Source organism: Brevibacterium sp. LAARM2_SD2, assembly GCF_057364785.1.
In genome coordinates this window covers 1-24,924 of record NZ_JBNFOM010000021.1, presented here as the reverse complement: position 1 = coordinate 24,924, position 24,924 = coordinate 1, and the positions used below count along the sequence as shown (strand labels likewise).

The window sequence follows — 24,924 nt, the reverse complement described above, 5'->3', positions numbered from 1 at the left end:
ATGTCAAACGTCGAAGTTGAGGTTGTCGGTGTGCGCATCGAAATGCCCGCCAACCAACCGATCCTTTTGCTCAAGGCCAATGAGCCCGCCTACTACCTGCCGATCTGGGTGGGTGCGATCGAAGCGAATGCGCTCTCGATCGCGCAGCGGGGCCTGACCCCGCCGCGGCCGATGGCCCATGCTCTGCTCCTCGACGTGCTCGCCGCCCATGACGACGAACTCGCCGATGTGACCATCACCGGTCGCGACGGACAGATCTTCCTCGCCGAACTCCACACCGAGGACGGCAAGACGATCTCCGCGCGCCCCTCGGACGCCGTGACCCTGGCCCTGACGGCAGAGTGCCCGGTCTACGTCGACTCCGATCTCCTCAAAGACGCCGGCATCGAAGCTCCCGAAGCAGACGAAGAGGAAGTCGCCCAGTTCCGCGACTTCCTCGACAACGTCTCCGCGGAGGACTTCGAGACCGGTGAAGAAACGTAACGAAAGAACTGCAGTGAGCCTTCATATCGATCCGGTCTTCGCCCACACCGACATCGCCGCAGCCGGCACCGACGACCTCAGCGGTCTCGACGACTGGCGGACGATGGATGCGAAGCAGCAGCCGACGTATCTCGATGCCGAAGCGCTCGAAGACTCCCTTGAGAAGCTGCGCAGCTACCCGCCGCTCATCTTCGCCGGAGAAGCCGACGTGCTCAAGCAGCGGATCGCCGCGGCCTCCCGTGGTGAGGCGTTCGTCCTCGCCGGCGGCGACTGCGCCGAATCCTTCGCCGGTGCCCAGGCCGACAAGATCCGTGCCCGCGTCCAGACCGTGCTTCAGATGGCGGCCGTGCTCACGTACGGCGGCTCGATGCCAGTCGTCAAGATCGGCCGCATGGCCGGACAGTTCGCCAAGCCGCGGTCCGCGGACATGGAGACCCGCGACGGCGTCACGCTGCCGTCGTTCCGCGGCGACATCGTCAACGGCTACGAGTTCACCGAGGAGTCGCGCCGGCACGACCCGAACCGCCTGCTCCAGGGCTACCACGTCTCCTCCTCGACGCTCAATCTCATCCGCGCCTTCACGCAGGGCGGCTTCGCCGATCTGCGGCTCGTCCACGAATGGAATCGCGGCTTCCTCACGTCGAACCCCGGCTACCAGCGCTACGAGCAGACCGCGCGGGAGATCGATCGGGCGATCCGGTTCATGGACGCCTGCGGCGCCGACTTCGATGCGCTGCGCACCACGGAGTTCTACTCCGCCCACGAGGCGCTCCTGCTCGAGTACGAACGGGCACTGACCCGCATCGACTCGCGCACCGGACTGCCCTACGACGTCTCCGGCCACTTCCTGTGGATCGGGGAGCGGACCCGGGAGATCGACGGCGCCCACGTCGACTTCCTCTCGAAGGTGCAGAACCCGATCGGCGTCAAGCTCGGCCCGACGGCGACCGCCGCCGACGCCATGGCGCTGGCCGAGAAGCTCGACCCCGACGCAGAGCCCGGACGCCTCACCTTCGTCACCCGCATGGGCGCCGGCAAGATCAACGACGTCCTCCCCGAGCTCCTCGCCGGCATCGGCGACCAGCTGCCGCACGTCACCTGGGTCAGCGACCCGATGCACGGGAACACGATCACCTCGAGCACGGGATACAAGACCCGGCGCTTCGAAGACGTCATGGCCGAGGTCGAGGGCTTCTTCGCCGCTCACCAGGAAGCCGGCACGGTCCCCGGCGGTCTCCACATCGAACTCACCGGTGACGACGTCACCGAGATCATGGGCGGGGCGACGGAGATCGACGACGAAGGCCTGCGCCGCCGCTACGAGACGCTCGTCGACCCGCGCCTCAACCACGACCAGTCGCTCGAGATGGCGTTCCAGGTCGCGGAGTACCTCACGCGCCGGGGCTGAGTCCGCGCGGTCTCGACCGCGGGGCCCAGCCGACGCGGGCCCGTCCCAACCTCAGGTTGCGGGACACAAGGGCGCCCCTCGCAATCACCATCTGCGAGGGCGCCCTTGTTGTGTCGCCGCCGGATCAGCCCGTGAGCTGTGCCAGGGCTTCGGTCACTTGCCGTCCTTGTCGGCTTCGTCCTGCGGCTTCTCGTCCTTGTTCTCGTCGGCGGGCTTCTCCTCCTTGCCCTTCGAGACGCGGACGATGACGAGGGAGTTGTACGGTTTCGCCTCGGTGCTCTTGGGCCACTGGAAGACGACGTCGCCCTTGGGGACGGTGTCGGAGAAGACCTCTTCCTTGCCGACGCGGAATCCGCGCTTCGTCAGCGTGGCGAAGGCCGCATCGTAAGACAGGCCCTCGACGTTGGGCACGGCGATCGGTTCGGGGCCCTTCGAGACGACGAGGTCGACGGCCGTGTCGTGCGTGAGCTCCTTGCCCTGGTCCTCCGAGGCGCTGATGACGCGCCCCTTGTCGACCGAGTCGCTGTACTCCTCGCTGACGTCGCCGACGGCGAGGCCGGTGTCCTCGAGCGCCGACTTCGCCTCATCGCCGGTCTGGCCGACGAGTTCGGGGACCGCGAACATCTCCACGCCTTTCGAGACGACGAGCGTCACCGTCGATTCGGGGGAGAGCTCCGTGCCTCCGACCGGTTCGGACCCGACGACGGTGCCGGCCGGGACCTGGTCGTCGAAGACCTCCTGCCGCTCCGTCGTCAGCCCGCTGTCCTCGACGGCTGCGGTCGCCTCGGCGACGGGTTTGCCGGCTAGCTGACCGGGAACGATCGACGTCGGGGTCGGCAGGTTGGCGATGACGAGCCAGGCCACGAGGACGATGACCGCTGCGACGGCGACGAGGGTCGTGGCCAGGCGACGGCGCCTGCGGCGCTTCGGATCCGTCGAGGCGGCCGCCGCCGTGACGGGGGCACCCGCCTCGTCCGCGTCGCCCCCGGACGGATCGGCCTGCGCAGACGCGGTGCCGGTGCCGGACCCGGATCCGGCCACAGCGGCGACCGCAGTTCTCGCGCCGGTCTTCGACTTCTTCGTCTTCGACGTGCGGACAGGAGCCGCCGTCGACTCAGCGTCGCGGTCAGGGGTGTCGGCGTCGGAAGTCTCGTGGTCGGGCGTATCGGAGGAGTCCCCAGCGGACGACTCCCCGGAGGCCTCGTCGCCACCGGTCGGCGATTCATCGCGCAGTGCGGTGGCGGTACCGCCGGCACCGGCCGATCCTGCGCTGCCGGATGCGGCGACGGCACCGGCTGCGACTCCGGCACCGACGGCAGTGCGTCGGTTCGCGGTCTCGTCGAATCCGGCCCTCGCCTCGTCGGGTGTCTCCTCTTCGGCGGCCTCGTCGGCTTCGTCGTCTTCGAGGTAGGGGATCTCGTCGGTGCGGGACTTCTTCTCCTTCGGCACATCCGAGCCGAGGTCGATGCTCGCGGTCAGGGCGGGGGAGTGCTCCCCGGCGACCGCCTCGGGGTCACCGAAATCGAGCTCGGCATCGCTCATGTGGGCTCGTGCCTCGGCGAGGGCGCTGCGGAACTCAGCGGCATCCGCGGGCCGGTCGTCGGGGTCCTTCGACGTCGCCCAGAGGACGAGGGCGTCGAGGCGGGGGCTCAGCCCCGGCACCCGTTCCGACGGCGGCGGCACCGTGTCGTGGACGTGCCGGTAGGCGACCTGGATGGGCACGTCGTCGGTGTAGGGCTGCGTCCCGGTGAGCATCTCGTAGAACATGATGCCGACGGTGTAGAGGTCGGTGCGGGCGTCGGCACCGGCGCGGGTGACGAGCTCGGGGGCGACGTAGCCGACGGTGCCGATGAGGGTCTTCGTCGTCGTCGCCGAGGTGACGGCGCGGGCGAGCCCGAAATCGGCGAGCTTGACCTGGCCGTCGGTGCCGAGCAGGACGTTGTCGGGTTTGAGGTCGCGGTGGATGATGCCCGTGGAGTGGACCGCCTCGAGGGCGGCGAGGATCGCGTCGAGGACGACGATCGCCTGCCGCGGGGTGAACGATCCGCGGTGCTTGAGCTCCCGGCGCAGCGTCACCGAGGGCAGGTGCTCCATGACGAGGTAGACGATGTCGCCGTCGCGTGACTGATCGTGGATGGCCACGAGGTTGGGGTGGGTGAGGCGACCGGCGTTGATCGCCTCCCGGCGGAACCGCTCGACGAACGTCTCATCGGAGATGAGGTGCTCGTGCATGACCTTGATCGCGATCTCGCGGTCGAGGCGCAGGTCGGTTCCGCGGTAGACCATCGCCATGCCGCCGCGGGCGATCTTCGCGTCGATCCGGTAGCGGTCGTTGAGGACCACGCCGATGAGCGGATCGGGCAGCGCGTTCATCGTGCCTCCTCCCAGCGGCCCCGCTGCATCTGCACGGCGCGGACGAAGGCCTTCGTCTCCGGCAGCAGTCCGTCCTCGCGCACCGTCCGCAGGTCCTGGTAGTAGCCGGCGAGTGCTTCGGTCTCGGATTCGGCGGTCTCGACGAGCCAGCCGAGGATGACGGTTCCCGCGACGATGTTGTCGGCGATGTCGAGCAGGTCGAGGCTGCGTCCGACGATGTCGCTGGCCCACCGGCCGGAGCGGGGCGTGACCTGCATGATCCCGATCGCGTTCCCGGCCGAGACCGTGGCGTGCTGGAAACCGGACTCCTGGGCGGCGACGGACTGCATGAGGGCCGGGTCGGCGCCGAGCTCCTCGGCGATCTGCGCGACGAGGAACCGCGCCTGCTCCGGGGTCGGATGGGTGCGGGCGAGCAGAGTGGCCTTGTTGAGGCGGGCGGCATGGACGACGCTCGGGCGGATGCCCTCGGCACCGGCGACCTGCGGCAGCGCCTTGGGGACGTCCGGTGCGTGGCGGCGCGGACGCGCTGCGCCGTCGCGCAGGAGGAGCAGTTCGCCGACGCGGATGAGCGAGTCATCGCTCATCGCGTTCGCGCGGCGCAGCGTGCCCGGGGAGATCCCGTGGGTCGCGGCGATCCCGGCAAGCGTCTCGCCCGGGGTGACGACGTGGGACGGGTCGGTGTCGGGCAGTTCGTTCTTCTCCGGCAGGGAGAGGACCTGCCCTTGGCTGAGATTCTGCCGCGGCGAGATCCGGTTGAGGTCGGCCAGGGCGGGCACGGAGACGCCGTGACGGCTCGCGACCGCGTAGAGCGTGTCGCCCTGCTTGACCTTGTAGGTGCGACCGCCGTGGGTGACGGGCACGGTCTCGCTCTGCGTGCCCGCGGTCCACTGCGGTCCCGAAGTCGGCGCTGTCGAAGCCTGTGCTGCGGTGCCCGTCTGGGACGCACCCCGCTGGGACGGCGCTTCCGGGGCAGGCGTCGGGGCCGCCTCGGCGGTGTCGGCATCCGCTCCCGCAGGGCGGGGGATCGGGCCGGTCGAACTCACGCGTGAGGCAGCACGGATGTCAGGGGCGGCGGTGATGGGAATCTGCGATTTCCGTCGCGTGCTAGTCATCTGTCACCTGTTCGGCTTCATTTCTCTGGGGAAGTTTCAACCACCAGCGTATCGAGTACCCCGCTCCGGACCCGGGATTGCCGCCCGCATGGCGGCGTGTTTCTTCCCGATTTTGCTAGGCTTGAGGGGTGAATACGGAAGAACTCGTCCAGGACTGGGAAACCCTGCCGGACATCGCGGAATCAACCGGTCTCGGCATCTCCCAGGTGCGCAGACTCCTCGAAGACGGCGCGATCTGCGGGTACAAGCACGGCGACCCCAAGGTGCTGCGGGTGCCGTCCGCGTTCTTCGTCGACGGCGCGGTGCTCACCCCGCTCAAGGGCACGCTGAGCACTCTCAAGGACGCCGGTTTCGACGCCGAGGAGTCGATCAAATGGCTCTTCACCCCCGACGACTCCCTGCCGGGACGCCCGATCGACCTGCTCCGCGCCGGCAACCGCAAGGAAGTCCGCCGCCGCGCCCAGGCGCTCGCGTTCTGACTGCCTCAGCGCTGCCGATAGCTCAGCTTCGTCGCGAAGTCCTCGAGCCGTTCGACGGCACCCTCGCCGAGGCGGAACGCCGTCCCGGCACCGGTTGACCCTGCGGCGTCGAGCGCCTGCCCATCGTCGGACCACCGGCGCAGCTCGCTCAGCGCCTCCCCGTGCTTGATCGCGATGAGCTCCTCGACGGCGGCGAGTCCGCCCGCCTCGGCGAGCATCGTCACGGTCTCGGCCACCTCGGCGTCGCTGAGGTCGCCGACCCCGAGGCGCGCGGCGAGGATCTCCCGCCGTTCGGCGGGCATCCTGCGCAGGCTCTCGGCGATGAGCACGGTGCGCTTGCCCTCACGGATGTCGTCGCCGGCGGGCTTGCCGGTCGCTGCCGGGTCGCCGAAGATGCCGAGGACGTCGTCGCGCAGCTGGAACGCCTGTCCCAGCGGCAGGCCGAAGCGGGAGAGCGCGGCGAGCTGCTCGTCGCTCGCCCCGCCGAGAGCCGCGCCGAGGAGGAGCGGCTGTTCGACGGAGTACTTCGCCGACTTGAAGCTCAGCACCTCCCACGCCCGTTCGCTGATGCGGTCATCGTCGAGGGGGATCACCTCGGCGCGGACGTCGAGGAACTGTCCGACCATGACTCCCGGCGCATCTGCGCGCGCAGAGCCTGCGCCGTGACCGACCCGGAGAGGGCGTCGCACGCGGTCTCGTAGATCTCCTCGCTCAGGGCCAGGCAGATGTCGCCGATGACGATCGCCGCGGCGACCCCGAACGGCTCCGCCTCGCCCTGATAGCCCAGCGCCGCGTGGAGGGACTCGAAGCGGCGGTGGAGGGCCGGCTCGCCGCGCCGGGTGTCCGAGTGGTCGATGACATCGTCGTGGATGAGGGCCGCGGCGTGGAGGAGCTCGAGGGAGGCGGCCGCCTCGGCGAGTGCCGAACGCGTGGTGTCCGTCCCGTCACCGAGACGGCGCCCGCCTCCGGTGGCGAGCTGATAGCCCCACCACAGGAGGACCGGGCGGATCCGCTTGCCGCCCCGGGTGAAGTCTATGAGCGCGGTGCCGATCTCCGCCGTATCGGGCGAGATCGCCTCGAACTCAGCCGCCTTCGCGGTGAGGAAGGAGGAGATGCCGGCCGCCACCTCGGCGGCGATGTCCGCGGGAGCGTCGAGGGACTCGACGCGGTCGGGCGAGGTCACGGAGCGATGGTCCCGCCGAGCGACACGATCGAGGCCTTCGGGTCGGCGGGGTCGTCGCTGACGGTGAGGACGAGCATGCCGTCGTTGTCCTTGTGACGGAAGTTCACGACCTGGGCTGCCTTCGTCAGCGACCCGTCGCCGAACGTCTCGAACCCGGCCTGCTCCAGCTTCTCGGTGTAGGACTTGACGATGTCGTCGGGTTCGGCCTCCGCCCGCATGACGATGCTCACCTGGTCGAGCGTGCCGGACTCCGCCTGCGCGCGCGAACTCGAGATCACCTCGGCGCCCTCATAGGGGGCCATGAAGTCGGGGAGCTCGGCCTGCGTGGGGGCCGCCTCGGTGGGGGTCGGGCTCTCGGTTCCCGCATCGCTGGGAGCGGCAGTGGCGTCGGTCTGCGTCGCGGACTCCGATGGGGTCGACGTCGACTGGGACGTCGGGTCGCTGGGTCCCGAACATCCGGCGAGGACAAGGCCGAGGGCAAGCGTCATCGTCGTGACAGTGCTGCGCGATACCATGGTCACAGATTACCCGCAGACCGTGCGGGAGCCGAAAAGTTCGATCCGTGGGTGGGACATGAGCCGCAAGCAGCTGGCCCGTTCCGGCGGTGACCTCGAGCACCTGGGAACGGATGACACGGGAGCGACGATGCTCCATCTCGACATGGATTCGTTCTTCGTCTCCGTCGAGCTGCTCTCGCGTCCCGAACTCGTCGGCAGGCCCGTCATCGTCGGCGGCAGGGCCGGTCGCGGCGTCGTCGTCTCCGCCAGCTACGAGGCCCGTGAGTTCGGGGTCCACGCCGCGATGCCGATGTCCCGGGCCATCGGTCTGTGTCCGATCGCCGAGGTGATCCCCTCCTCCCATGGCCTGTACTCCGCGTATTCGAAGCAGGTCTTCGACCTCGTCGCCGAGGTCACCCCCGATGTCCTCCAGGTCAGCGTCGACGAGGCGTACATCGACGTCTCCGGGGCGGTGCGCAGGCTCGGGTCCCCGGTCCACATCACGACACAGCTGCGCGCGGAGATCGAGGAGCGCACGGGACTGAGCGCATCCGTCGGGATCGCCGGGTCGCGGGTCGTCGCCAAGCTCGCCTCGGCGCGGGCGAAACCGCACGGCCAGCTGCTCGTTCCGCTCGCCGCGACCCGGGACTTCCTCGACCCGATGCCGATCGAGGCGCTGCCCGGCGTGGGGGAGAAGACGCAGGCGGGGTTCGCGAAGTACGGCATCCGCCTCATCGGCGATCTCGCGGCGATGGACGAAGCATGGGTCGGGCGCGTGTTCGGGGCGCATGGGCACCACCTGTGGCGCAGCGCGCACGGACTCGACTCCCACGGCATGGATCGGCAGGTCAAGGACCGGTCGATCAGCGCCGAGCACACGTTCGGCGCTGACGTCTGGGACCTCTCGGAGCTCGAGCATGAGCTGCTGCGGCTCTGCGACAAGGTCGCGCACCGGGTGCGGGCCGAGGGGAAGGTCGCGACGACGCTCGGGCTCAAGTACCGACTCGACGACTTCACGACGCTGTCCCGGTCGATCACCCTCGAAGCTCCCACCGATCTGGCCCGGGAGATGTACGAGGCGCTCGGCCCGGCGCTGCGCGGACTGCGGGCGCAGCGGACCAAGGGCGTCCGGCTGCTCGGAGTCCGCGCTGCCGGGCTCATGGACTTCGCCGTCAGCGGCCGGCAAGCCCGGTTGGACGAACCCGAGCACGCCGGACGCGAAGCAGAGGTGGCCCTCGATGATGTGCGGCGCCGGTTCGGCACCGAGGCGATCTCACAGGCCTCCCTCCTGCGCCGGCACCCCAAGCGCTGACGTTCACGGGAGCCCGGGACGGGGGCGCCGAGGCGCGACCAGCGGGTTTCGGACATGGCGTGAGAGGGAGGTCATCGCCCCTCGCGGGGGCTCTGGCCAGGGCCGTTGTTCGCCCGGAGGGACGGGAGTCGGAGGCTGCGTCACGGACTGCGCACAGGGCGCGCGTTCAGCCGCGCTCAGTGAGTCTGAGGACGGGGTGGGAATACCCCCGCCTGCCCCGTTCCGAAGATGTTTTTTCAGTGTTCAGAGACTATGATTGGGGCAATAGGCCAGAGTAAGGAAACGGGGGTTCGACATGCCACTCTCCGATCACGAACAGCAGCTTCTCGATCAGCTGGAGAAGCAGCTGCGCAGCGAAGACCCCCGATTCGCACGCAACATCTCGGAATCCCAGGCGGCCGTGAGCGGTCCGGGCTTCTCGGCGAAGCGCTTCGTCGTCGGCATCCTCGTCGCCCTCGCCGGCCTCGCCGCGACGATCTTCGCGATCTCGATGGTCAATCAGGCGGTCGCGTGGATCGCCCTCGGCGTCGTCGGTTTCGGCCTCATGGTCGCGGGAATGTACTGGGCGTTCAGCCGTCCCGGACGCGTCGGCGATGGCGCGAAGAGCTCCTCGGGATCGGGGGCGGCGCCGAAGTCGAACGGCAAGAGCTCCGGTGGCTTCATGAGTCGCATGGAGGACCGCTGGGAGAAGCGCCAGCGCGGGGAATGAGCGTCCGGCACCAGTGAGTGTCGTGAGCCTCTGAGTTTCGAAGGGCACTGCGGATGAGCAATCATCCCGGTGCCCTTTCGCATGCCCCCACTCGCCGTCGCCTGCCCTCTCGCATGCAGTTTGACGTGTCGCCGCCCGTGGGCAGATGGACCTACCCGACCCGCCCGCGGTGGAACGCACCGCCGCCAGCGCACAGTGCGTTCCGTCGCCCGGCGCGCACGAATACTCACCGCCCTCATGCAGGTCCCGGCGGACTCGGGCTCTGTCCGGGCCGGAGGGCTCAGGTAAAGAACTGAGCTCTCGAAACGCAGGTGAGCCCAAACGGTGGCGGGAAGCCGGACGGGTCAGGCCGAACCGCGGTGTGCGCCAGTTGAGGCTGAAATGGCCAGTCCTTGTCATGGCCATCTCGGTTTGGCCTGGCGCAAAGTCGAGGTGGGCGAGTCGAGTGGCTGCGGGGAGGTCTCGGAGAGATGCCGCCGACTCCGCGCACAGATGCCGCTGGTCCGACACGCTGACTTTCGTCGGCAGCTCTGTCCGGGCCGGAGGGCTCAGGTAAAGAACTGAGCCCTCGAAACGCAGGTGAGCCCAAACGGTGGCGGGAAGCCGGACGGGGCAGGCCGAACGGCGGGGAGGCGGGCGGCGGCGCGGAAGCGCTGACCCCTACGCGGAGCGGCTTGTCCGCTGCGGAGCGTCGTGGACTCCGCGCGGCTGCGCTTGACCTCCGCGGAGCGCCGAATCATCGCCGTGCACAGGGATGATTCGGCGCTCCGGGTAGTGGTCGATCGCCGTTATGGTCGGTCGACGCGCGGCGGGCGGTCACTTCGGGGGAGTGAAGATGCTCGCCGGCCAGATCTTCGCGGTGATCCGGCTGCCGGGCGTCGCATGCTCGGACAGATCCGTCTGCACCTCGTCGATGACGGCCTGCGCCTCGGCGGGGGAGAGGTCCGTGGCCTGCGCCCCGTAGCGCTGCGCCTCGAGGGCGTCGATGAACGCCGACAGCGCCGTGTCGTCGTGGCGGCGGATGCCGGAAGCTGACGGAACCGGGCTGCGCAGAGCGTCGAGGCCGAGCGCCGACGGGGGCCGTCCCGCAGCCGAGCCGCCGGGCGCGCCTGCGCTGTCCGAACCGGCCGCCGCCTGACTTGCAGGCACGCGCCCGTCCTCGGTGCGGCCGTGACCCGGACCAGACGGTCCCAGCGTCCCGGCACCGGCTCCGACATCGGCACCGGCGCCTGCAGCACCGGCGCTCGAGACCCCGGCAACCCCGGCCCGGTCAAACCCGGTGTCCCCAGCCCCACCGGAAGTCCCGGCACCCGTCTCGCCGCGGGCGGCGCGAGCACCCGCCTCGGCGACGGCAGGACCGCCGGCGAGGACGAGTTCGTTGTGGCGGAGGGTGCGGCTCGGATCGAGGCTCTGACCGTAATCGGTCGCCAGTGCCCTGATCTCCGTCCACACGTTCTCGAGGTCGACCGGAGAACCGGTGCGGCGACGGCGCTGGAGCACCCGCCACAGCGCGGGAATCGCGAGCAGCAGGAGGATGAGGACGGCGATGATGACGGCCCACATCACGGTGCCGAGATTCGAGTTCGCCGGCTCCGCCGCCGCATCCGTCGCCTCGGTGGTCTGTCCCTCCTCGGTCGCCGGGGCGGCCTCGGACGCGCTCTCCGTCGGCTCCGCGGTCGGGGTGGCGGATTCGGTGGTCTCCTCGTTCGCCTCATCGGCGCTGCCGTCGGCGACGGTCCACGCCGGGGGAGCCCCGGCCGGTCCGCCCGGAGTGGGCTCGAAGCGCACCCAGCCGACACCGTCGAAGTAGAGCTCGGGCCACGCGTGGGAATCCTGCATCGAGACCTGGTACTCGCCGCCGTTCTCCGTGCCGGAGGCGAAGCCGACGCCGATCCGGGCGGGAATGCCCAGGGTCCGGGCCATGATCGTCATCGCCGAGGAGAACTGCACGCAGTACCCGCGCTTGTCGACGAGGAAGTCGGAGATCGCGTCCCCGCTGGCCTCCTCCGGGGCGTCGAGCGAGTACTCGAACTCGCCGCTGCGGAAGTACGCCTGGAGCAGCACGGCCGCCTCCCACTGGTTGCTCGCCCCGGCGGTGACCTCGTCGGCGGTGTCGCGCACGCTCTGCGGCAGGGTCTCGGGCACTTCGAGCTCGGTCTCGAACTCCGCGGAGTTGACCGGGGTCGCCGACTGCATGACGCTGACATCGGGTTCGATCGACAGGTAGTCCATCGAGTAGTCGAGCCCGCCCGAGCGTTCCCCGTTGCCGACGATCGTCAGCGAGGACTCGTCGTAGATCCACCGGCGGTCGAGTCCCTCCGGCTGCTGCGGGGCGTAGGGCGTCGGCAGGTACTGCTGATCGTACTGGCCGATCGAGAAGTCGATGCGCTGCTCGGAGTAGCCCTGGTTGCGCGGCAGACCCTGCGGCCACGGCAGGCCCTCGGCGGCGATCGCGAACTGGTCGAGCCCGAACGGCGTCGGCGCCCAGGTCTGCCCGTCGAAGGAGTTGATCGACGTCAGGCGGATCGGCTCGGGGTTCTCCGCCGTCGTCGTGTACGTGAACAGCGTCGAATCGTCCCGGGCGCCGAGGTCGGCGCGCAGGTCGAGGAACGGATTCGTCACCGTGAGGTCGCCCTGGTTGTTCGACGCGCGGTTGGGCAGCGTCGGGACCTGCGGCAGGAGCATCGGCAGGGCGATCCCGAGGATGATCGCGACCGCGCCGGCGACGACGGCGGTCAGCCCACCCCGCCACTTCGCCTGCGGGAAGTAGGGGCTGAGCATGAGGAGGAGGAACGCGGCGAGGATCGCCGCGATGTGCCACCACCGCACCTGGGCGGGGGCGAAGAACACCGGGATCATCCACAGCACGAGGAGGAGGACGCCGCTGACCTTCGGGGCGCCGAGGTCGGAGACGAGTCCGTCGATGAGGATCGTGATGAGCGTGAACGCGATCGTCAGCATCGCCGTGAAGCCGGGCGTGCTCTCCGCCGGCGGGGTCGAGGCGTAGAGGTCGCTCACCCCGGCCGAGAGGAGGTCGATGACGGCGACGAACGACTCACCGGTCGGGATGATCCCTGCGAGCAGTGTGTCGGGCGCGCAGAGGACGAGGACGGCGATGACGCCGACGATGCACTGCGCGATGACCGCGGTGCCGGTGGCCTTGAGCCCCGGGATGCTGCGGAAGACCGCCCCGACGAGGACGATGAGGAAGACGGCGACGAGGACCGGCAGCAGCCAGTCGAAGTCGGAGAAGACCGCGGAGAGCCCGATGGCGGTGAGCACCATGGCGACGAACACCGACAGCGACTCGAGCCACGTCGAGGAGCGCTGCCGCTCCTCCTGCACAGCACCGGGCTGCCGACGTCGGGCTGCATGACGTCGGCGCTCATCGCACGACCCGCTTCGAGTCGAAGGTCGTCCAGGATTCGGGCAGGTCTTCGCTCAAACCGAGCATCGTCATGTCATCGATCTCCGAGAGGCTGCGGACGGTGATGGGGATCCGGCGCGTGAACTGCGCGGCCATCGCCTGGGCGCGGGCGTCATCGGCGGCGCAGATGACGACGTGGTTGGGGTTGTCGTGGGAGGGCAGGTGGGCCGGTCCCGGTTCGACGAGCGCGGTGAGCAGGCGCAGGCGGTCGACGTCGCGCGGGCCCCGGAACCGGAGCTCATGGCCGGGGGTGATCATGCAGACCTCGTAGTCCGCGCGGAGGAAGGCGACACCGGCGGCGGCCGCGCGGCGAGGAGGAACTCCTGCTCGAGGTCGTCCGGGGGCTCCTCGGCGCCGACGAGATCGACGACGATGAGCGCGTGGAGCGTCTCCTCCTCGGCTTCGTGGCGGACCATGAGCTCACCCGACTTCGCCGTCGTCGGCCAGTGGACGTGGCGCAGATCGTCGCCGGGCACGTACTCCCGGGTGTGGAAGTCGCGGGTCGTGTGGCCCGAGCGGATCTTGCCCTCGTCGAGGCGCGCCGGTCGGTTCGCGGTGTCCCCGGGGATCCGGGCGCCGAGGGAGGGCACGGCCACGGCGATCGGCTGCGCGCCGAGCACCTTCTTCTTCGCCGTGACGAGGCTGAAGGGACCGGCGACGGTGACGAGCACCGCCTCGATGCCGCTGAGGCCGCGACGGTTCGGGGTGAAGGAGGTGACGACGTTCTGCGAGCGGCCCCCGGCCAGCGGCGGCACCTCGCCGACGGTCGAGTCGCCGAAGCCGTCGGCGGCGACGAAGTCGATCGTCGACGCAGGCACCGCGAGGTGACCGGTGTTGCGGACGACGGCGTCGATCTCGACCTCCTTGCCCTCGGGCGCCAGCGGGTAGCGCTCGTCTCCGGGTTGGAGCCGGACCTCGGGCAGGGGAGTGTGCAGGGTCACCGAGATCCGGCGCGTGCCCCAGCCGATGAGGGCGGCGGAGAGGCCGACGAGCCCGATGAGGAGCAGTCCCGCCGGGAGAAGGCCGGGCAGAGCGAACCGGTAGGCGCCGACGATGAGCGCGGCTCCGGCGATGATGAAGATGATTCCCGAGGTCGAAAGCCGCATGCCGTCACTGATTCGTCGAGACGGGCACTCGCGCGAGCACGCGGGCGATGAGGTCGGCCGCGAGTTCCGAGTCGTCGCCGTCGCGCGGGATGATGCGGTGGGCGAGGATGAAGGGCGCGAGCGCCTGGATGTCGTCGGGCGTGACGAAGGTTCGACCCGACAGGGCGGCCCTGGCCTTCGCGGCGCGCAGCAGGTGGACGCCGCCGCGCGGCGAGGAGCCGAGCACGATCGCCTGGTCATTGCGCGTCGCCTGGAGGATCGCGACGATGTACTCGCGCAGCGCCGGGCTCGCCGAGACGTGGCGGACGATGTCGCGGGCCTGCTTGATCTGCTCGAGGCTCGTCACCGCCTGCGCCGCGGTGAGCGGATCGTGCTCGATCTGGTTGTCGAGCAGGTCGACCTCATCGGCCGTCGACGGGTAGCCGAGCGAGATGCGCGTCATGAAGCGGTCGCGCTGGGCCTCGGGCAGAGCGTACGTGCCCTCCATGTCGATGGGGTTCTGAGTGGCGACGACGATGAACGGCGAGGGCATCATGTGCGTCTCGCCGTCGATCGTCGCCTGGCCCTCGGCCATGCACTCTAGCATCGCCGACTGCGTCTTCGGGGACGCGCGGTTGATCTCGTCGGCGATGATGATGTTGGCGAACACGGGACCGCGGCGGAACTCGAAGTGCCGGGTCTCCTGATTGAAGAGGTTGACGCCGACGACATCGGTGGGCAGCAGGTCCGGAGTGAACTGGATGCGGCGCACCGAGCCGTCGACGACCTTGCCCATCGCCCGCGCGAGCAGGGTCTTGCCGACGCCCGGCACATCCTCGAGCAGCACGTGGCCGCCGGCGAGGAGGGCGATGAGGGAGAGGCCCACGGCCTCGTCCTTGCCCTCGAGCACTGAGTTCATCGCAGTGCGCGCCCGTGATGTCAGCTGCTGTACCCACTCGATGTGCTCGGCACCGATGACTGAATTGGTCTGTGTGGCTTCCTGGCTCGTCGACATGCGTCCATTGTCCCTTATTAGGGGCCCGGTCCGCACACGGGCGCCTCTCAGGATCTCCGGCCTCCCCACTTCCCTCCCCACCGCCCTCCACCACCTCCTCCACTTCGCCCCACCGGATTCCCCACATTCCTCCCCACGTCGCCCCACCTCGGCGACGATCCCCGGATTCTCGGGGCAGAGGTGCGCGCCGAGGCGGTCGTCCGAGTCCGAGATCGCCCAGTTCAGGACCCCCGGAGACGCGCGGACGGGAGATTTCTTCCACTTTCCTCCACGGGTCTGACCTGGGCTTTTATAGGGTTCACAGGCGAAAGTGGGGTCAGGTGCTGGAATGGGTGGAGGGAAGTGGAGTACTGTGGTTGCTATCGGAGCCGATTGGTTTCGAAAGGGGTGAGACGACATGTTCTTGGGCACTCATATGCAGAAGCTCGACGACAAGGGTCGCCTCATCCTGCCCGCGAAGTTCCGCGACGAGCTCTCGCCCGGACTCGTTCTCACACGTGGCCAGGAGAACTGCCTCACCCTGTTCCCCACCACGGAGTTCGAAGCCGAGCACGAGCGGATCCAGAACGCGCCGAAGACGAACAAGGAGGCACGCGACTACCAGCGCGTGTTCCTGTCAGCGGCCTTCGCAGACCAGCCGGACAAGCAGGGACGGATCACCGTTCCGCACATATTGCGGCAGTACGCATCACTCGACCGGGAAGTCGCGGTGATCGGCATGGGAAACCGAGTCGAGATCTGGGATGCCCCGACATGGGAGGAGTACCTCGTCGGCGCGCAGCAGGCCTTCGCCGAACGCGAGAACGAGGTGATCCCCGGAGTGATCTGATTCTGCTCGGGCTCGATCCTTGCCCGCCGTGCATGGGGTTTCGGGGCACTTCCCCGGTTCCGAAGCACACCAGTCCTGACACACTTCCCCGGTGCCAGGGCCACGGCGGACAAGGTTCCGGCTCCAGCAGGACGCCCGGCCGGCAGGCCGGTCGACGCAGCCAGCCGCCGACGCACACCGACGACCACGCACGAAGGGCCCGACCATGAACGCACAGCATGTGCCAGTGCTCCTGGCCCGCGTGGTCGAGCTCATCGGCGTCGGCGTCGCGGCGGCCCGGGCACAGGGCATCACCCCCGTCGTCGTCGACGGCACGCTCGGCATGGGCGGTCACGCCGAGGCGGTGCTCACGGCCTTCCCCGACGTCCACCTCGTCGGCCTCGACCGCGACCGGGACGCCATCGCGATCGCGAGTGCTCGCCTGCAGCCGTTCGCCGACCGCACCGACATCGTCCACGCCGTCGACGACGAGCTCCCGAGCGTCCTCGACGACCTCGGGATCGAGGCGATCAGCGCGATCCTCCTCGACCTCGGCGTCTCCTCCCTCCAGCTCGACGAGGACGAGCGCGGATTCTCCTACTCCCGTCCGGCGCCGCTGGACATGCGGATGGACCAGACCCAGGCACTGACCGCCGCCGAGGTGCTCGCGACCTACTCCGAAGCCGACCTCCGTCGCATCCTGAAGGACTACGGCGAGGAGAAGATGGCCGGGAAGATCGCGAAGATCATCGTCGCCGACCGCGCGGAGACGCCGTGGACGACCTCGGATCAGCTCGCGGCGATGCTCACCCGCGTCCTGCCCGACACGAAGAAGCGCTCCCACCCGGCCAAGCGGACGTTCCAGGCGCTGCGGATCGAGGTCAACGACGAACTCGGGGTGCTGCGCACCGCGCTGCCGGCAGCGCTCGAGGCCCTCCACCTCGGCGGCGTTGCCGTCATCGAGTCCTACCAGTCGCTCGAGGACACGATCGTCAAGAAGATCTTCCGCGCCGGCACCCACACCCAGGCCCCACCGGACCTGCCCGTCGTGCCCGAGCACATGCAGCCGTGGCTGCGGGAGATCGTGCGCGGCGCCGAAGTCGCCGATGAGGAAGAGGCGGAGAGCAATCCCCGCGCCAAGAGCGTGCGCCTGCGCGCCGTCGAGAAGATCAGGGAGGCACAGCCGTGAGTCACGCCCCAGCCGTCACCCGGCCACAGCACCGCACACCGGCGACGACGACGCCGGCCCCGCGCCTGCGGCTGCTGAAGTTCGAGCTGCCGAAGTCGAAGCTGCCCTTCTCGCTGCTGTGCCTGGGCATCCTCGTCACCGCTCTCGTCGCCGTCCTCCTGCTCAATATCTACATCTCCAACACCTCGTACCAGATCGATCAGCTGGGGGCGCAGAAGGAGCAGCTCGCCGAGGAGAAGGACCGCCTCGTCGAGGACAACTCCTACCGCGAGTCCCCGCAGAACATCGCGAAGGCCGCCGAGGAGCTCGGACTCGTCCGCGACACCTCCCCGGAGTTCCTCGACGCGAAGACCGGGAAGGTCATCGACGCCCCGCCGATCGACGAGAGCGGAGACAAGGAGCCGGCAGTTGTGCCCGGCCCGCGCGCCGATACCAGGGATGACCTCCGGCCCAATCTACGATCGGATGAGACGTTGCCCGTCGTCGGCGGCAGCCCGAGCAAGGACATCGCGCCTCCCGCGCAGGTCGCTCCCAAGTGAGCGGCACGTACGGCAGGCGACGGCAGTGACAGAGATTTGAGCCGATGAGGTAAGGACGAAGTATGGCCCCGCGGACACGCAAGGCGAAGAAGACTCCCAACCTCCGTCGCCGTGTCGCGGTCATCGCAGCCTTCTCGGCTCTCGTCCTCGTCATCACCGGCGTGCGCCTCATCTCGATCCAGGGCATGGATTCGATGAAGCTCGCCGAACAGGCACTCGCCAACCGCCTCGTCACCCGCACCCTGCCCGCCGACCGCGGTCAGATCGTCGCCTCCGACGGCACCGTGCTCGCCGACAGCGTCTCCCGCTACCAGGTCGTCGCCGATCAGCAGAACGTCGCCCAGTACAAGGTCGACGGCAAGCTCGTCGGCGCGTGGGGGGCCGCCGAGGCGCTCGCCGGCCCTCTCGACACCGACCCGGGTCTCCTCTATCCCGAACTCGTCGGGGACAAACGATGGAACCCGGTCGCCAAGGGCCTGACCTCGGAGACGTGGCGGGAGATCGACGACCTCGGCATCCTCGGCATCTCCGCCGAGGAGTACGCGGTGCGCTCGTACCCGTCCGGGGCGATCGCCGGCAACCTCGTCGGGTTCCTCAGCTCCGACGGCCAGGCGCAGGCGGGACTCGAGCTCTCCTTCGACGAGGAGCTCAGCGGCCGCGACGGCAAGCAGCAGTACGAGCGCGGCGCACGCGGGGAGATCATCCCGCTCGGCGACAACAACATCGAGAACGCCGTCGACGCTCCGGCATCCGCACGACGATCAACCCCGCGGTGCAGTACTACGCCCAGCAGGCGATCGAGGAGCAGGTCAAGGCCCGCAAGGCCGAATCCGGCTCGATCGTCATCGAGGAGATCGGCACCGGCAGGATCATCACCGCCGCCGACGCCCCGACCGTCGACCCGAACAACCCCGGCAAGGTCGACGGGGATGATCGCGGTTCGCGGATCTTCACCGACGTCTTCGAGCCGGGGTCGACGGCGAAGATGGTCACCGCCGCTGCCCTCCTCGACCAGGGACTCGTCACTCCCGACCAGGAGTTCACGGTCCCCGACACGTGGAAGGCGCCCAACGACGAGGAGTTCCGCGACTCCTCCCCGCACCCCGATCAGAAGCTCACGTTCGCCGGCATCCTCGCCGAATCCTCGAACACGGGAACGATCCTCGCCGGTCAGGCGCTCACCGAGGCCCAGCGCTACGAGTACCTGAAGAAGTTCGGCTTCGGCTCGAAGTCCGCGGTCGGCTTCCCGGGCGAGACCGGCGGCATCCTCCACCCCTACGCGGACTGGGACGGACGGACGAAGTACACGGTGATGTTCGGACAGGGCATGGCCGCGAACGCCCTGCAGACCACCTCGGTGATCGCGACGATCGCCAACGGGGGAGTGAGCGTTCCCGCCCGCCTCGTCGACGGCACGATCTCGCCGTCGGGCAGGACCATCCCGGTGCCCGCCGGAGAGCCCACGCGGGTCGTCAGCGAGAAGGCCGCCGACCAGACCCTGGCGATGCTCGAGGGCGTCGTCGCCGAGGGCACCGGCAAGTCGGCGGCCGTGTCCGGCTACCGGGTCGCCGGCAAGACGGGCACCGCCCAGGCACCGGCCGCCGACGGCAGCGGCTACGACGGCTACACGGCCTCGTTCGTCGGCGTCATCCCCGCCGAGGACCCGAAGTTCGCGATCTCCGTGACTTTGCAGCGTCCCCGCGACGGCTACTACGGTGGTACCGCCGCCGCGCCCGTGTTCTCCGACGTCGCCGGCTTCGCGATGCGGCACTACAAGATCCCCCCATCCACGGAACAGCCCCAGCTCCCGCCACGAGAATGGAAATGATGCGCATCTCCCAGCTGCTCCCCGCAGCCCCCGGCACGATCCACGGCGACCCGGAACGCGAGGTCGCCGGGGTCTCCCACGACTCGCGCACCGTCGCCCCGGGCCAGCTCTACGCCGCCCTGCCCGGCGCGAACGTCCACGGCGCCCGGTTCGCCGCCGACCTCGTCGCCCGCGGGGTCACGGCGATCCTCACCGACCCCGCCGGCTGGGAGATCATCGGCACGGACGTGCCCGACGACCAGCTCGCCGAGGTGACCGGGCTCGTCGTCGATGACCCCCGGGGCGTGCTCGGCTACGTCTCCGCCGCGATCTACGGCACCTCGGTGACCCCGGAGCTCCTCGGCGTCACCGGGACGAACGGGAAGACGACGACGACGTACCTGCTCGCCGGTCTGCTCGAGGCGCTCGGCCGGCGCACCGGGGTCATCGGCACCGTCGCGACCCTCATCGCCGGCACCGCGGTGCCGAGCGTCCGCACGACCCCCGAGGCTCCCGAACTCCACGCCCTGTTCGCGAAGATGCGCGCCGCTGACGTCGACACGTGCGCGATGGAGGTCTCCTCGCACGCGCTCACCCAGCACCGCGTCGACGGCGCCCACTTCGCCGTCGCCGGCTTCACGAACCTCTCCCAGGACCACCTCGACTTCCACCATTCGATGGACGAGTACTTCGCGGCCAAGGCCCTGCTCTTCACCCGCGCCTTCTCCGACCGTGCCGTCATCGTCATCGAGGACGCCTGGGGGGAGCGGATGGCCGAGGCCGCGCAGATCCCCGTGCGCACGCTCGGCCGCGACGACCGCAGCGAACTGCGCATCGACCACGTGCCGGGGGAGTCCGACTTCACCCTCCGCCTCGGCGACGGGACGCAGATCCCCCTGCGCTCACCGCTGCCCGGTGACTTCAACGTGACGAACACCGCGTTGGCTGCGGCCATGCTCGTCGAAGCCGGTCTCGCCCCCGCCGACATCGCGGAGATCGGCCGGACCTTCACCGCCGCCGTGCCCGGGCGCATGGAGATCATCGACGTCAACCAGGCACCGGCGACCGGGCTGCCCCGGGCGATCGTCGACTACTCGCACACCCCCGATGCCATCGAGAAGGCCCTGGCCTCCCTCGACGCCGACAGCGATGAGCTCGTCCTCGTCTTCGGCGCCGGCGGCGACCGCGACCCCGGCAAGCGCTACGGCATGGGTGAGGCGGCGGCGCGCGGAGCCGATGTGATCGTTCTCACCGACGACAACCCGCGCACCGAGGATCCCGCCGCGATCCGAGCGGCCGTGCGGGAGGGAATCGATGCGGCTGTCGCGTCCGGCGCGCGCGTGTGAAGAAGGTCATCGAAATCGCCGATCGGGGCGAGGCCATCGACTCGGCGATTGCGACAGCAGACCCTGCAACGACCGTGCTCATCGCGGGCAAGGGGCATGAAACCGGCCAGACCATCGGCGCCGTCGTCACCGAATTCGACGACCGCACCCGGACACGCTCGGCGCTGACTGCGCGACTCGGCGGTCCGGAAACGGGTAAAGTTCACAGTTGATATGAAGCGACTGAGTGCAGCCGACATCGCAACCGCCGTCAACGGCGAGTTGTACGGCGTAGACCCCGAATCCCTGTTGAGTGCCGGAGTCGTCACCGACTCCCGCGAAGTCGGACCCGGCGACATCTACGTGGCCCGCCGCGGCGAGAACGTCGACGGCATCGAGTTCGCCGCCGCTGCCGTCGAGGCCGGCTCCGCACTGATCATCGGCGAATCCGTGCCCACCGTCGACGACCAGCCCCTGCCCACCGTCCTCGTCTCCGACGCCACCGAGGCGCTCGGGCGGCTCGCGAGTGCGAGCGTCGAGGCGCTGCGGGCCTCCGGTGAGCTCACCGTCATCGCGATCACCGGCTCCGTCGGGAAGACGACGGTCAAGGACCTCGCCGCCGATCTCCTCGCCGGTGAGGCCCCGACCGTGTGGCCCCCGAACTCGTACAACAATGAGGTCGGGGTTCCGCTCACGGCCCTGCGCGCCGATGAGGAGACCCGTTTCCTCGTCCTCGAGATGGGCGCCCGCTCGATCGGCAACCTCGCCTACCTCACGAGCCTCGTCCGTCCTGACATCGCCGTCGAGCTCGCCGTGGGCACCGCCCACTCCGGTGTGTTCGGGTCGATCGAGAACACGGCCCGGGCGAAGGCCGAACTCGTCGAATCCCTCATCGCCGGCGGGACGGCCGTGCTCAACGCCGATGACCCCCGGGTCGCGGCGATGCACGAGGTGCTCGCCGCTGACGTCGAGACGCTGTGGTTCTCCCAGCGCGAGTCGCTGCCCGACTGGGTCGGGACCGACGACGCCGTGGTGCGGGCGACGGGAGTCTCCACCGACGCCTCCGGCCACTCCTCGTTCCTCCTCCACCTGCCCGGTGAGGAACCGCAGGAGGTGCGCCTGGCCCTCGTCGGCGAACACCACGTCGGCAACGCCCTGGCCGCTGCGGCCGTCGCGTCCGCCTGCGGCGTCGGCGTGAAGTCGATCGTCACGACGCTCGCGACCTCCTCGGCAGCGAGCCGGTGGCGGATGGAGCTCATCGACTCGCCGACCGGCGTCACCGTGCTCAACGACGCCTACAACGCCAACCCCGAATCGATGCGCGCCTCGCTCAAGGCGCTCGCGGCGATGGGCCGCGGCGACGAGGAGTCCCGCCCCCGGCGGACCTTCGCCGTGCTCGGGGAGATGCTCGAACTCGGCGACGAGTCGATCAGCGCCCACGCCGACATCGGCGAACTCGTCGTCCGTCTCAACATCACCCGCACCATCGTCGTCGGCGAGGGCGCCAAGCCGATCTTCAACGCCGCGAACCTCGAGGGCTCGTGGGGCAACGAGGCGACGTGGGTGGCCACGGTCGCCGAGGCGAAGGACCTGCTCACCGCAGAGCTCGCCGCCGGCGACATCGTTCTGTTCAAGTCCTCACGTGATGCCGGCCTGCGGTATCTCGGGGACGACATCGCCGGCGTCTCGGGGGCCCAATGATCGCGGTGCTGCTCGCGGCCTGTGTCGCACTCGTCCTCGCGCTCGTCGGGACCCCGCTCTTCATCCGGGTCCTCGTCAAGCGCGGCTATGGTCAGTTCGTCCGTGACGACGGTCCGACGACGCACGCGACGAAGCGCGGAACCCCGACGATGGGCGGTGTCGTCATCATCGGCGCCGCGATCATCGCCTACCTGCTCGGCCACCTGGTCACCGGTTCGGTGCCCACCGCCTCGGGACTCCTCGTCCTGTGGCTGGCCGCCGGCCTCGGGATCGTCGGCTTCCTCGACGACTTCATCAAGATCAGGAAGCAGCGCTCCCTCGGTCTGCGCCCCGTGCCGAAGCTGCTCGGCCAGGCCTTCGTCGGCATCTCGTTCGCCGTCATGGCCCTCCAGTTCCCCAACTCGTTCGGGGAGACCCCGGCGTCGACGAAGATCTCCTTCATCCGGGACACGAACCTCGATCTCGCCTTCGCCGGCGGCGCCGTCGGCCTCGTCCTCTTCATCATCTGGGCGAACCTCATCGTCACCGCCGTGTCGAACGCCGTCAACCTCACCGACGGCCTCGACGGCCTCGCTGCCGGCGCCTCGGCCGTCGTCTTCGCCGCCTACGTCGTCATCGGCACGTGGCAGTCGACGCAGAACTGCAATCTCATGTCCGAGGCGACGAACGCGTGCTACTACATGCGCGACCCCCGCGACCTCGCCATGGTCGCCGGCGCCATGGCCGCGGCCTGCTTCGGCTTCCTGTGGTGGAACACCTCTCCCGCGAAGATCTTCATGGGCGACACCGGGTCGCTGGCGATCGGCGGCGCCATCGCCGGCCTGGCGATCATGTCCCGGACCCAGCTGCTCCTCGTCGTCCTCGGTGGCCTCTTCGTCATCATCACCCTCTCGGTGATCATCCAGGTCGCCTCGTTCAAGACCACCGGCAAGCGCGTCTTCCGCATGGCGCCCCTCCAGCACCACTTCGAGCTCAAGGGCTGGGCCGAGGTGACGATCGTCGTCCGGTTCTGGATCATCGCCGCGCTCTTCGTCATCGCCGGAGTCTGCCTCTTCTACGCCGAATGGGTGGCGCGCATTGGCGGATGACCTCGCAGCCGACTACCCGCTGGCCGACCGGATCCCCGCGGCCCTGAGCGGACCGACGTCGTCGCTGGCCGGGCTGCGGATCCTCGTCACCGGCTTCGGCGTCACCGGGTTCCCCGCCGCCGTCCACCTCGCCGAACGCGGCGCCGAGGTGGTGCTGGTCGACGGTGACGCGACGAAGGACATGGCGGAGAAGACCGCGATCCTCGAGGTCTTCGACGTCGACATCCGCCGCGGACCCGAGGCCGTGGCCGGACTGCCCGAGGGCACGTTCGACCTCGTCGTCACCTCACCCGGATGGACCCCGGACCAGCCGGTGCTCGCCGCGGCGATCGCCGCCGGCATCCCCATCATCGGGGAGGTCGAACTCGCGTGGCGGATCCGCGGGACGAACGACGCGGCGTGGCTGGCGATCACCGGCACGAACGGGAAGACCACGACGACGACGATGCTCGAATCGATGCTGCTCGCCGCGGGACTGCGCGCGAAGGCATGCGGCAACATCGGCGCCCCGCTGCTCGAAGCCGTCCTCGAACCCGGACTCGAGGTGCTCGCGATCGAGCTCTCGAGCTTCCAGCTCCACTGGGAGTTCTCGATGTCGGCGACCTCCGCGGTCGTCCTCAACCTCGCCCCCGACCACGTCGACTGGCACGGCAGCGTCGATGCCTACGCCCGCGACAAGGCGAAGATCTACGAGCACGTCCGCGATGCCTGCGTCTACAACGTCGCCGATGCGGCGACGAAGACGATGGTCGAGAACGCCGAGGTGGTCGCCGGGGCCCGGGCGATCGGCTTCACCACCGGGATCCCCGCTCCCGGCGAGCTCGGCGTCGTCGACGACCTCCTCGTCGACCGCGCGTTCATCCCGCAGCGCTACACGGCTGCCGCCGAGATCGCCTCGCTCGCCGACGTCGCCCGGGCCGCAGGCACCCCCGGACAGCGTCCCGCCGACCACCAGATCGCCAATGCGCTGGCCGCCGCCGCCCTCGCCCGCAGCATCGACGTGCCCGGCCAGGCGATCGCCGCGGGCCTTAAGAACCATGCCCTCGGCGCCCACCGCATGGTCACCGTGGCCGAGACCGACGGCGTCCGCTGGGTCGATGACTCGAAGGCGACGAACACCCACGCCGCCGCGGCGTCGCTGGCGAGCTTCGACCCCATCGTGTGGATCGCCGGCGGCCTGCCCAAGGGCGCGGACTTCACCGAGCTCTTCGCCGCCAACGCCGACCGGCTCAAGGCGCTCATCCTCATCGGCGTCGACGACGCGGCGTTCCGCGCGGCCGCCGCCGCAGGCGCCCCCGATCTCGACATCGTCCGCATCGACCCGCTGCCCGAGGACGCGGCGGCCGACCCCGCCGTGCGCGGCGCCGCCGTCATGGACGCCGCG

The 24,924-nt window shown here is 69.5% G+C and carries 23 protein-coding genes and 1 pseudogene; 15 read left to right on the top strand and 9 right to left on the bottom strand.

What is annotated here, in order from left to right; all coding sequences use genetic code 11:
* The first annotated feature begins 30 nt into the window (after positions 1-30).
* Together AC2W7K_RS13300 and AC2W7K_RS13295 are read left to right on the top strand one after the other, a co-directional pair.
* On the top strand, positions 31-483 hold the full coding sequence (locus AC2W7K_RS13300) for a bifunctional nuclease family protein (RefSeq protein ID WP_232623623.1): 453 nt from the start codon (positions 31-33) through the stop codon (positions 481-483).
* Between the two features lie 13 nt (positions 484-496).
* Positions 497-1,891: a class II 3-deoxy-7-phosphoheptulonate synthase gene (locus AC2W7K_RS13295; protein ID WP_198499016.1), complete on the top strand. Its 1,395-nt coding sequence runs from the start codon at positions 497-499 to the stop codon at positions 1,889-1,891.
* A gap of 153 nt (positions 1,892-2,044) precedes the next feature.
* Here the strand turns inward: AC2W7K_RS13295 and AC2W7K_RS13290 are convergent, their stop codons facing one another.
* On the bottom strand, positions 2,045-4,264 hold the full coding sequence (locus AC2W7K_RS13290; protein ID WP_198499015.1) for a protein kinase domain-containing protein: 2,220 nt from the start codon (positions 4,262-4,264) through the stop codon (positions 2,045-2,047).
* Entirely contained in the window at positions 4,261-5,307 is a 1,047-nt protein-coding gene (locus AC2W7K_RS13285; RefSeq protein ID WP_486006277.1) for a lytic transglycosylase, read from the bottom strand. Before AC2W7K_RS13285 ends, AC2W7K_RS13290 begins: the two co-directional genes overlap by 4 nt.
* A gap of 197 nt (positions 5,308-5,504) precedes the next feature.
* On the opposite strand from AC2W7K_RS13285, the gene AC2W7K_RS13280 reads away from it, so the two are divergent.
* Positions 5,505-5,855, top strand: coding sequence for an Rv2175c family DNA-binding protein (locus AC2W7K_RS13280; RefSeq protein ID WP_137826473.1), 351 nt, complete (start codon positions 5,505-5,507; stop codon positions 5,853-5,855).
* A gap of 5 nt (positions 5,856-5,860) precedes the next feature.
* Here the strand turns inward: AC2W7K_RS13280 and AC2W7K_RS13275 are convergent, their stop codons facing one another.
* Genes AC2W7K_RS13275 through AC2W7K_RS13265 form a run of 3 tightly spaced genes read right to left on the bottom strand, consistent with a single transcriptional unit; the run spans position 5,861 to position 7,553 of the window.
* Entirely contained in the window at positions 5,861-6,481 is a 621-nt protein-coding gene (locus tag AC2W7K_RS13275) for a polyprenyl synthetase family protein (protein ID WP_486006276.1), read from the bottom strand.
* Complete coding sequence (locus AC2W7K_RS13270; protein ID WP_486006275.1) at positions 6,445-7,038, bottom strand: polyprenyl synthetase family protein; 594 nt, start codon at positions 7,036-7,038, stop codon at positions 6,445-6,447. The genes AC2W7K_RS13275 and AC2W7K_RS13270 overlap by 37 nt, the downstream gene beginning before the upstream one ends.
* Positions 7,035-7,553, bottom strand: coding sequence for a hypothetical protein (locus tag AC2W7K_RS13265; RefSeq protein WP_232623621.1), 519 nt, complete (start codon positions 7,551-7,553; stop codon positions 7,035-7,037). The genes AC2W7K_RS13270 and AC2W7K_RS13265 overlap by 4 nt, the downstream gene beginning before the upstream one ends.
* A 58-nt stretch (positions 7,554-7,611) precedes the next feature.
* On the opposite strand from AC2W7K_RS13265, the gene dinB reads away from it, so the two are divergent.
* Positions 7,612-8,847 carry a DNA polymerase IV gene (gene dinB, locus AC2W7K_RS13260; RefSeq protein ID WP_198499013.1) on the top strand — a complete coding sequence of 412 codons (1,236 nt, stop codon included), beginning with the start codon at positions 7,612-7,614 and terminating at the stop codon, positions 8,845-8,847.
* Positions 8,848-9,142: 295 nt separating this feature from the next.
* A complete protein-coding gene (locus AC2W7K_RS13255) occupies positions 9,143-9,556 on the top strand; it encodes a DUF3040 domain-containing protein (protein WP_198499012.1) in 414 nt (137 codons plus the stop codon).
* Positions 9,557-10,372: 816 nt separating this feature from the next.
* Here AC2W7K_RS13255 and AC2W7K_RS13250 read toward each other — a convergent pair.
* The 4 genes from AC2W7K_RS13250 to AC2W7K_RS13235 are packed head-to-tail and all read right to left on the bottom strand — an operon-like array spanning position 10,373 to position 15,083.
* The gene (locus tag AC2W7K_RS13250; RefSeq protein WP_486006274.1) at positions 10,373-12,901 is read right to left on the bottom strand and encodes a transglutaminase TgpA family protein; all 2,529 of its coding nucleotides are present in this window, start codon (positions 12,899-12,901) and stop codon (positions 10,373-10,375) included.
* A 40-nt stretch (positions 12,902-12,941) separates the two neighbouring features.
* Positions 12,942-13,241, bottom strand: a complete 300-nt coding sequence (locus AC2W7K_RS13245; RefSeq protein WP_486006273.1) for a hypothetical protein — start codon at positions 13,239-13,241, stop codon at positions 12,942-12,944.
* Positions 13,238-14,089: a DUF58 domain-containing protein gene (locus tag AC2W7K_RS13240; protein ID WP_486006272.1), complete on the bottom strand. Its 852-nt coding sequence runs from the start codon at positions 14,087-14,089 to the stop codon at positions 13,238-13,240. The genes AC2W7K_RS13245 and AC2W7K_RS13240 overlap by 4 nt, the downstream gene beginning before the upstream one ends.
* A gap of 4 nt (positions 14,090-14,093) precedes the next feature.
* Positions 14,094-15,083, bottom strand: coding sequence for an AAA family ATPase (locus tag AC2W7K_RS13235; RefSeq protein WP_198499010.1), 990 nt, complete (start codon positions 15,081-15,083; stop codon positions 14,094-14,096).
* A 397-nt stretch (positions 15,084-15,480) separates the two neighbouring features.
* Between AC2W7K_RS13235 and mraZ the strand changes: the two genes are divergently transcribed.
* The 10 genes and pseudogenes from mraZ to murD form a co-directional block, all read left to right on the top strand.
* On the top strand, positions 15,481-15,912 hold the full coding sequence (gene mraZ, locus AC2W7K_RS13230; protein ID WP_040342214.1) for a division/cell wall cluster transcriptional repressor MraZ: 432 nt from the start codon (positions 15,481-15,483) through the stop codon (positions 15,910-15,912).
* Between the two features lie 205 nt (positions 15,913-16,117).
* Positions 16,118-17,080 carry a 16S rRNA (cytosine(1402)-N(4))-methyltransferase RsmH gene (gene rsmH / locus AC2W7K_RS13225; protein ID WP_198499009.1) on the top strand — a complete coding sequence of 321 codons (963 nt, stop codon included), beginning with the start codon at positions 16,118-16,120 and terminating at the stop codon, positions 17,078-17,080.
* On the top strand, positions 17,077-17,619 hold the full coding sequence (ftsL, locus tag AC2W7K_RS13220) for a cell division protein FtsL (protein WP_232623619.1): 543 nt from the start codon (positions 17,077-17,079) through the stop codon (positions 17,617-17,619). Before rsmH ends, ftsL begins: the two co-directional genes overlap by 4 nt.
* Before the next feature lie 62 nt (positions 17,620-17,681).
* Positions 17,682-18,263: pseudogene (locus tag AC2W7K_RS13215) on the top strand (penicillin-binding protein 2); the annotation flags it as partial.
* Positions 18,264-18,391: 128 nt separating this feature from the next.
* Complete coding sequence (locus tag AC2W7K_RS13210; protein ID WP_486006271.1) at positions 18,392-19,447, top strand: peptidoglycan D,D-transpeptidase FtsI family protein; 1,056 nt, start codon at positions 18,392-18,394, stop codon at positions 19,445-19,447.
* Complete coding sequence (locus AC2W7K_RS13205; RefSeq protein ID WP_486006270.1) at positions 19,447-20,772, top strand: Mur ligase family protein; 1,326 nt, start codon at positions 19,447-19,449, stop codon at positions 20,770-20,772. Before AC2W7K_RS13210 ends, AC2W7K_RS13205 begins: the two co-directional genes overlap by 1 nt.
* Positions 20,769-20,984 (top strand): hypothetical protein, encoded by a 216-nt coding sequence (locus AC2W7K_RS13200; RefSeq protein WP_486006269.1) that lies wholly within the window; start codon positions 20,769-20,771, stop codon positions 20,982-20,984. Before AC2W7K_RS13205 ends, AC2W7K_RS13200 begins: the two co-directional genes overlap by 4 nt.
* A gap of 1 nt (position 20,985) precedes the next feature.
* Positions 20,986-22,452, top strand: a complete 1,467-nt coding sequence (locus AC2W7K_RS13195; protein ID WP_198499006.1) for a UDP-N-acetylmuramoyl-tripeptide--D-alanyl-D-alanine ligase — start codon at positions 20,986-20,988, stop codon at positions 22,450-22,452.
* Complete coding sequence (gene mraY / locus AC2W7K_RS13190) at positions 22,449-23,540, top strand: phospho-N-acetylmuramoyl-pentapeptide-transferase (RefSeq protein WP_198499005.1); 1,092 nt, start codon at positions 22,449-22,451, stop codon at positions 23,538-23,540. The genes AC2W7K_RS13195 and mraY overlap by 4 nt, the downstream gene beginning before the upstream one ends.
* Positions 23,530-24,924 (top strand): UDP-N-acetylmuramoyl-L-alanine--D-glutamate ligase (gene murD / locus AC2W7K_RS13185; RefSeq protein WP_486006268.1); only part of this gene is annotated, 1,395 nt, incomplete at its 3' end. The genes mraY and murD, both read left to right, overlap by 11 nt.

Bases quoted from the DNA above. Each gene is read 5' to 3' on its own strand.
- AC2W7K_RS13290 (WP_198499015.1), bottom strand. From the start codon at position 4,264: ATGAACGCGCTGCCCGATCCGCTCATCGGCGTGGTCCTCAACGACCGC.
- AC2W7K_RS13275 (WP_486006276.1), bottom strand. From the start codon at position 6,481: ATGGTCGGACAGTTCCTCGACGTCCGCGCCGAGGTGATCCCCCTCGAC.
- AC2W7K_RS13265 (WP_232623621.1), bottom strand. From the start codon at position 7,553: ATGGTATCGCGCAGCACTGTCACGACGATGACGCTTGCCCTCGGCCTT.
- dinB (WP_198499013.1), top strand. From the start codon at position 7,612: ATGAGCCGCAAGCAGCTGGCCCGTTCCGGCGGTGACCTCGAGCACCTG.
- AC2W7K_RS13255 (WP_198499012.1), top strand. From the start codon at position 9,143: ATGCCACTCTCCGATCACGAACAGCAGCTTCTCGATCAGCTGGAGAAG.
- AC2W7K_RS13245 (WP_486006273.1), bottom strand. From the start codon at position 13,241: ATGATCACCCCCGGCCATGAGCTCCGGTTCCGGGGCCCGCGCGACGTC.
- AC2W7K_RS13240 (WP_486006272.1), bottom strand. From the start codon at position 14,089: ATGCGGCTTTCGACCTCGGGAATCATCTTCATCATCGCCGGAGCCGCG.
- AC2W7K_RS13235 (WP_198499010.1), bottom strand. From the start codon at position 15,083: ATGTCGACGAGCCAGGAAGCCACACAGACCAATTCAGTCATCGGTGCC.
- mraZ (WP_040342214.1), top strand. From the start codon at position 15,481: ATGTTCTTGGGCACTCATATGCAGAAGCTCGACGACAAGGGTCGCCTC.
- rsmH (WP_198499009.1), top strand. From the start codon at position 16,118: ATGAACGCACAGCATGTGCCAGTGCTCCTGGCCCGCGTGGTCGAGCTC.
- AC2W7K_RS13205 (WP_486006270.1), top strand. From the start codon at position 19,447: ATGCGCATCTCCCAGCTGCTCCCCGCAGCCCCCGGCACGATCCACGGC.
- AC2W7K_RS13195 (WP_198499006.1), top strand. From the start codon at position 20,986: ATGAAGCGACTGAGTGCAGCCGACATCGCAACCGCCGTCAACGGCGAG.
- mraY (WP_198499005.1), top strand. From the start codon at position 22,449: ATGATCGCGGTGCTGCTCGCGGCCTGTGTCGCACTCGTCCTCGCGCTC.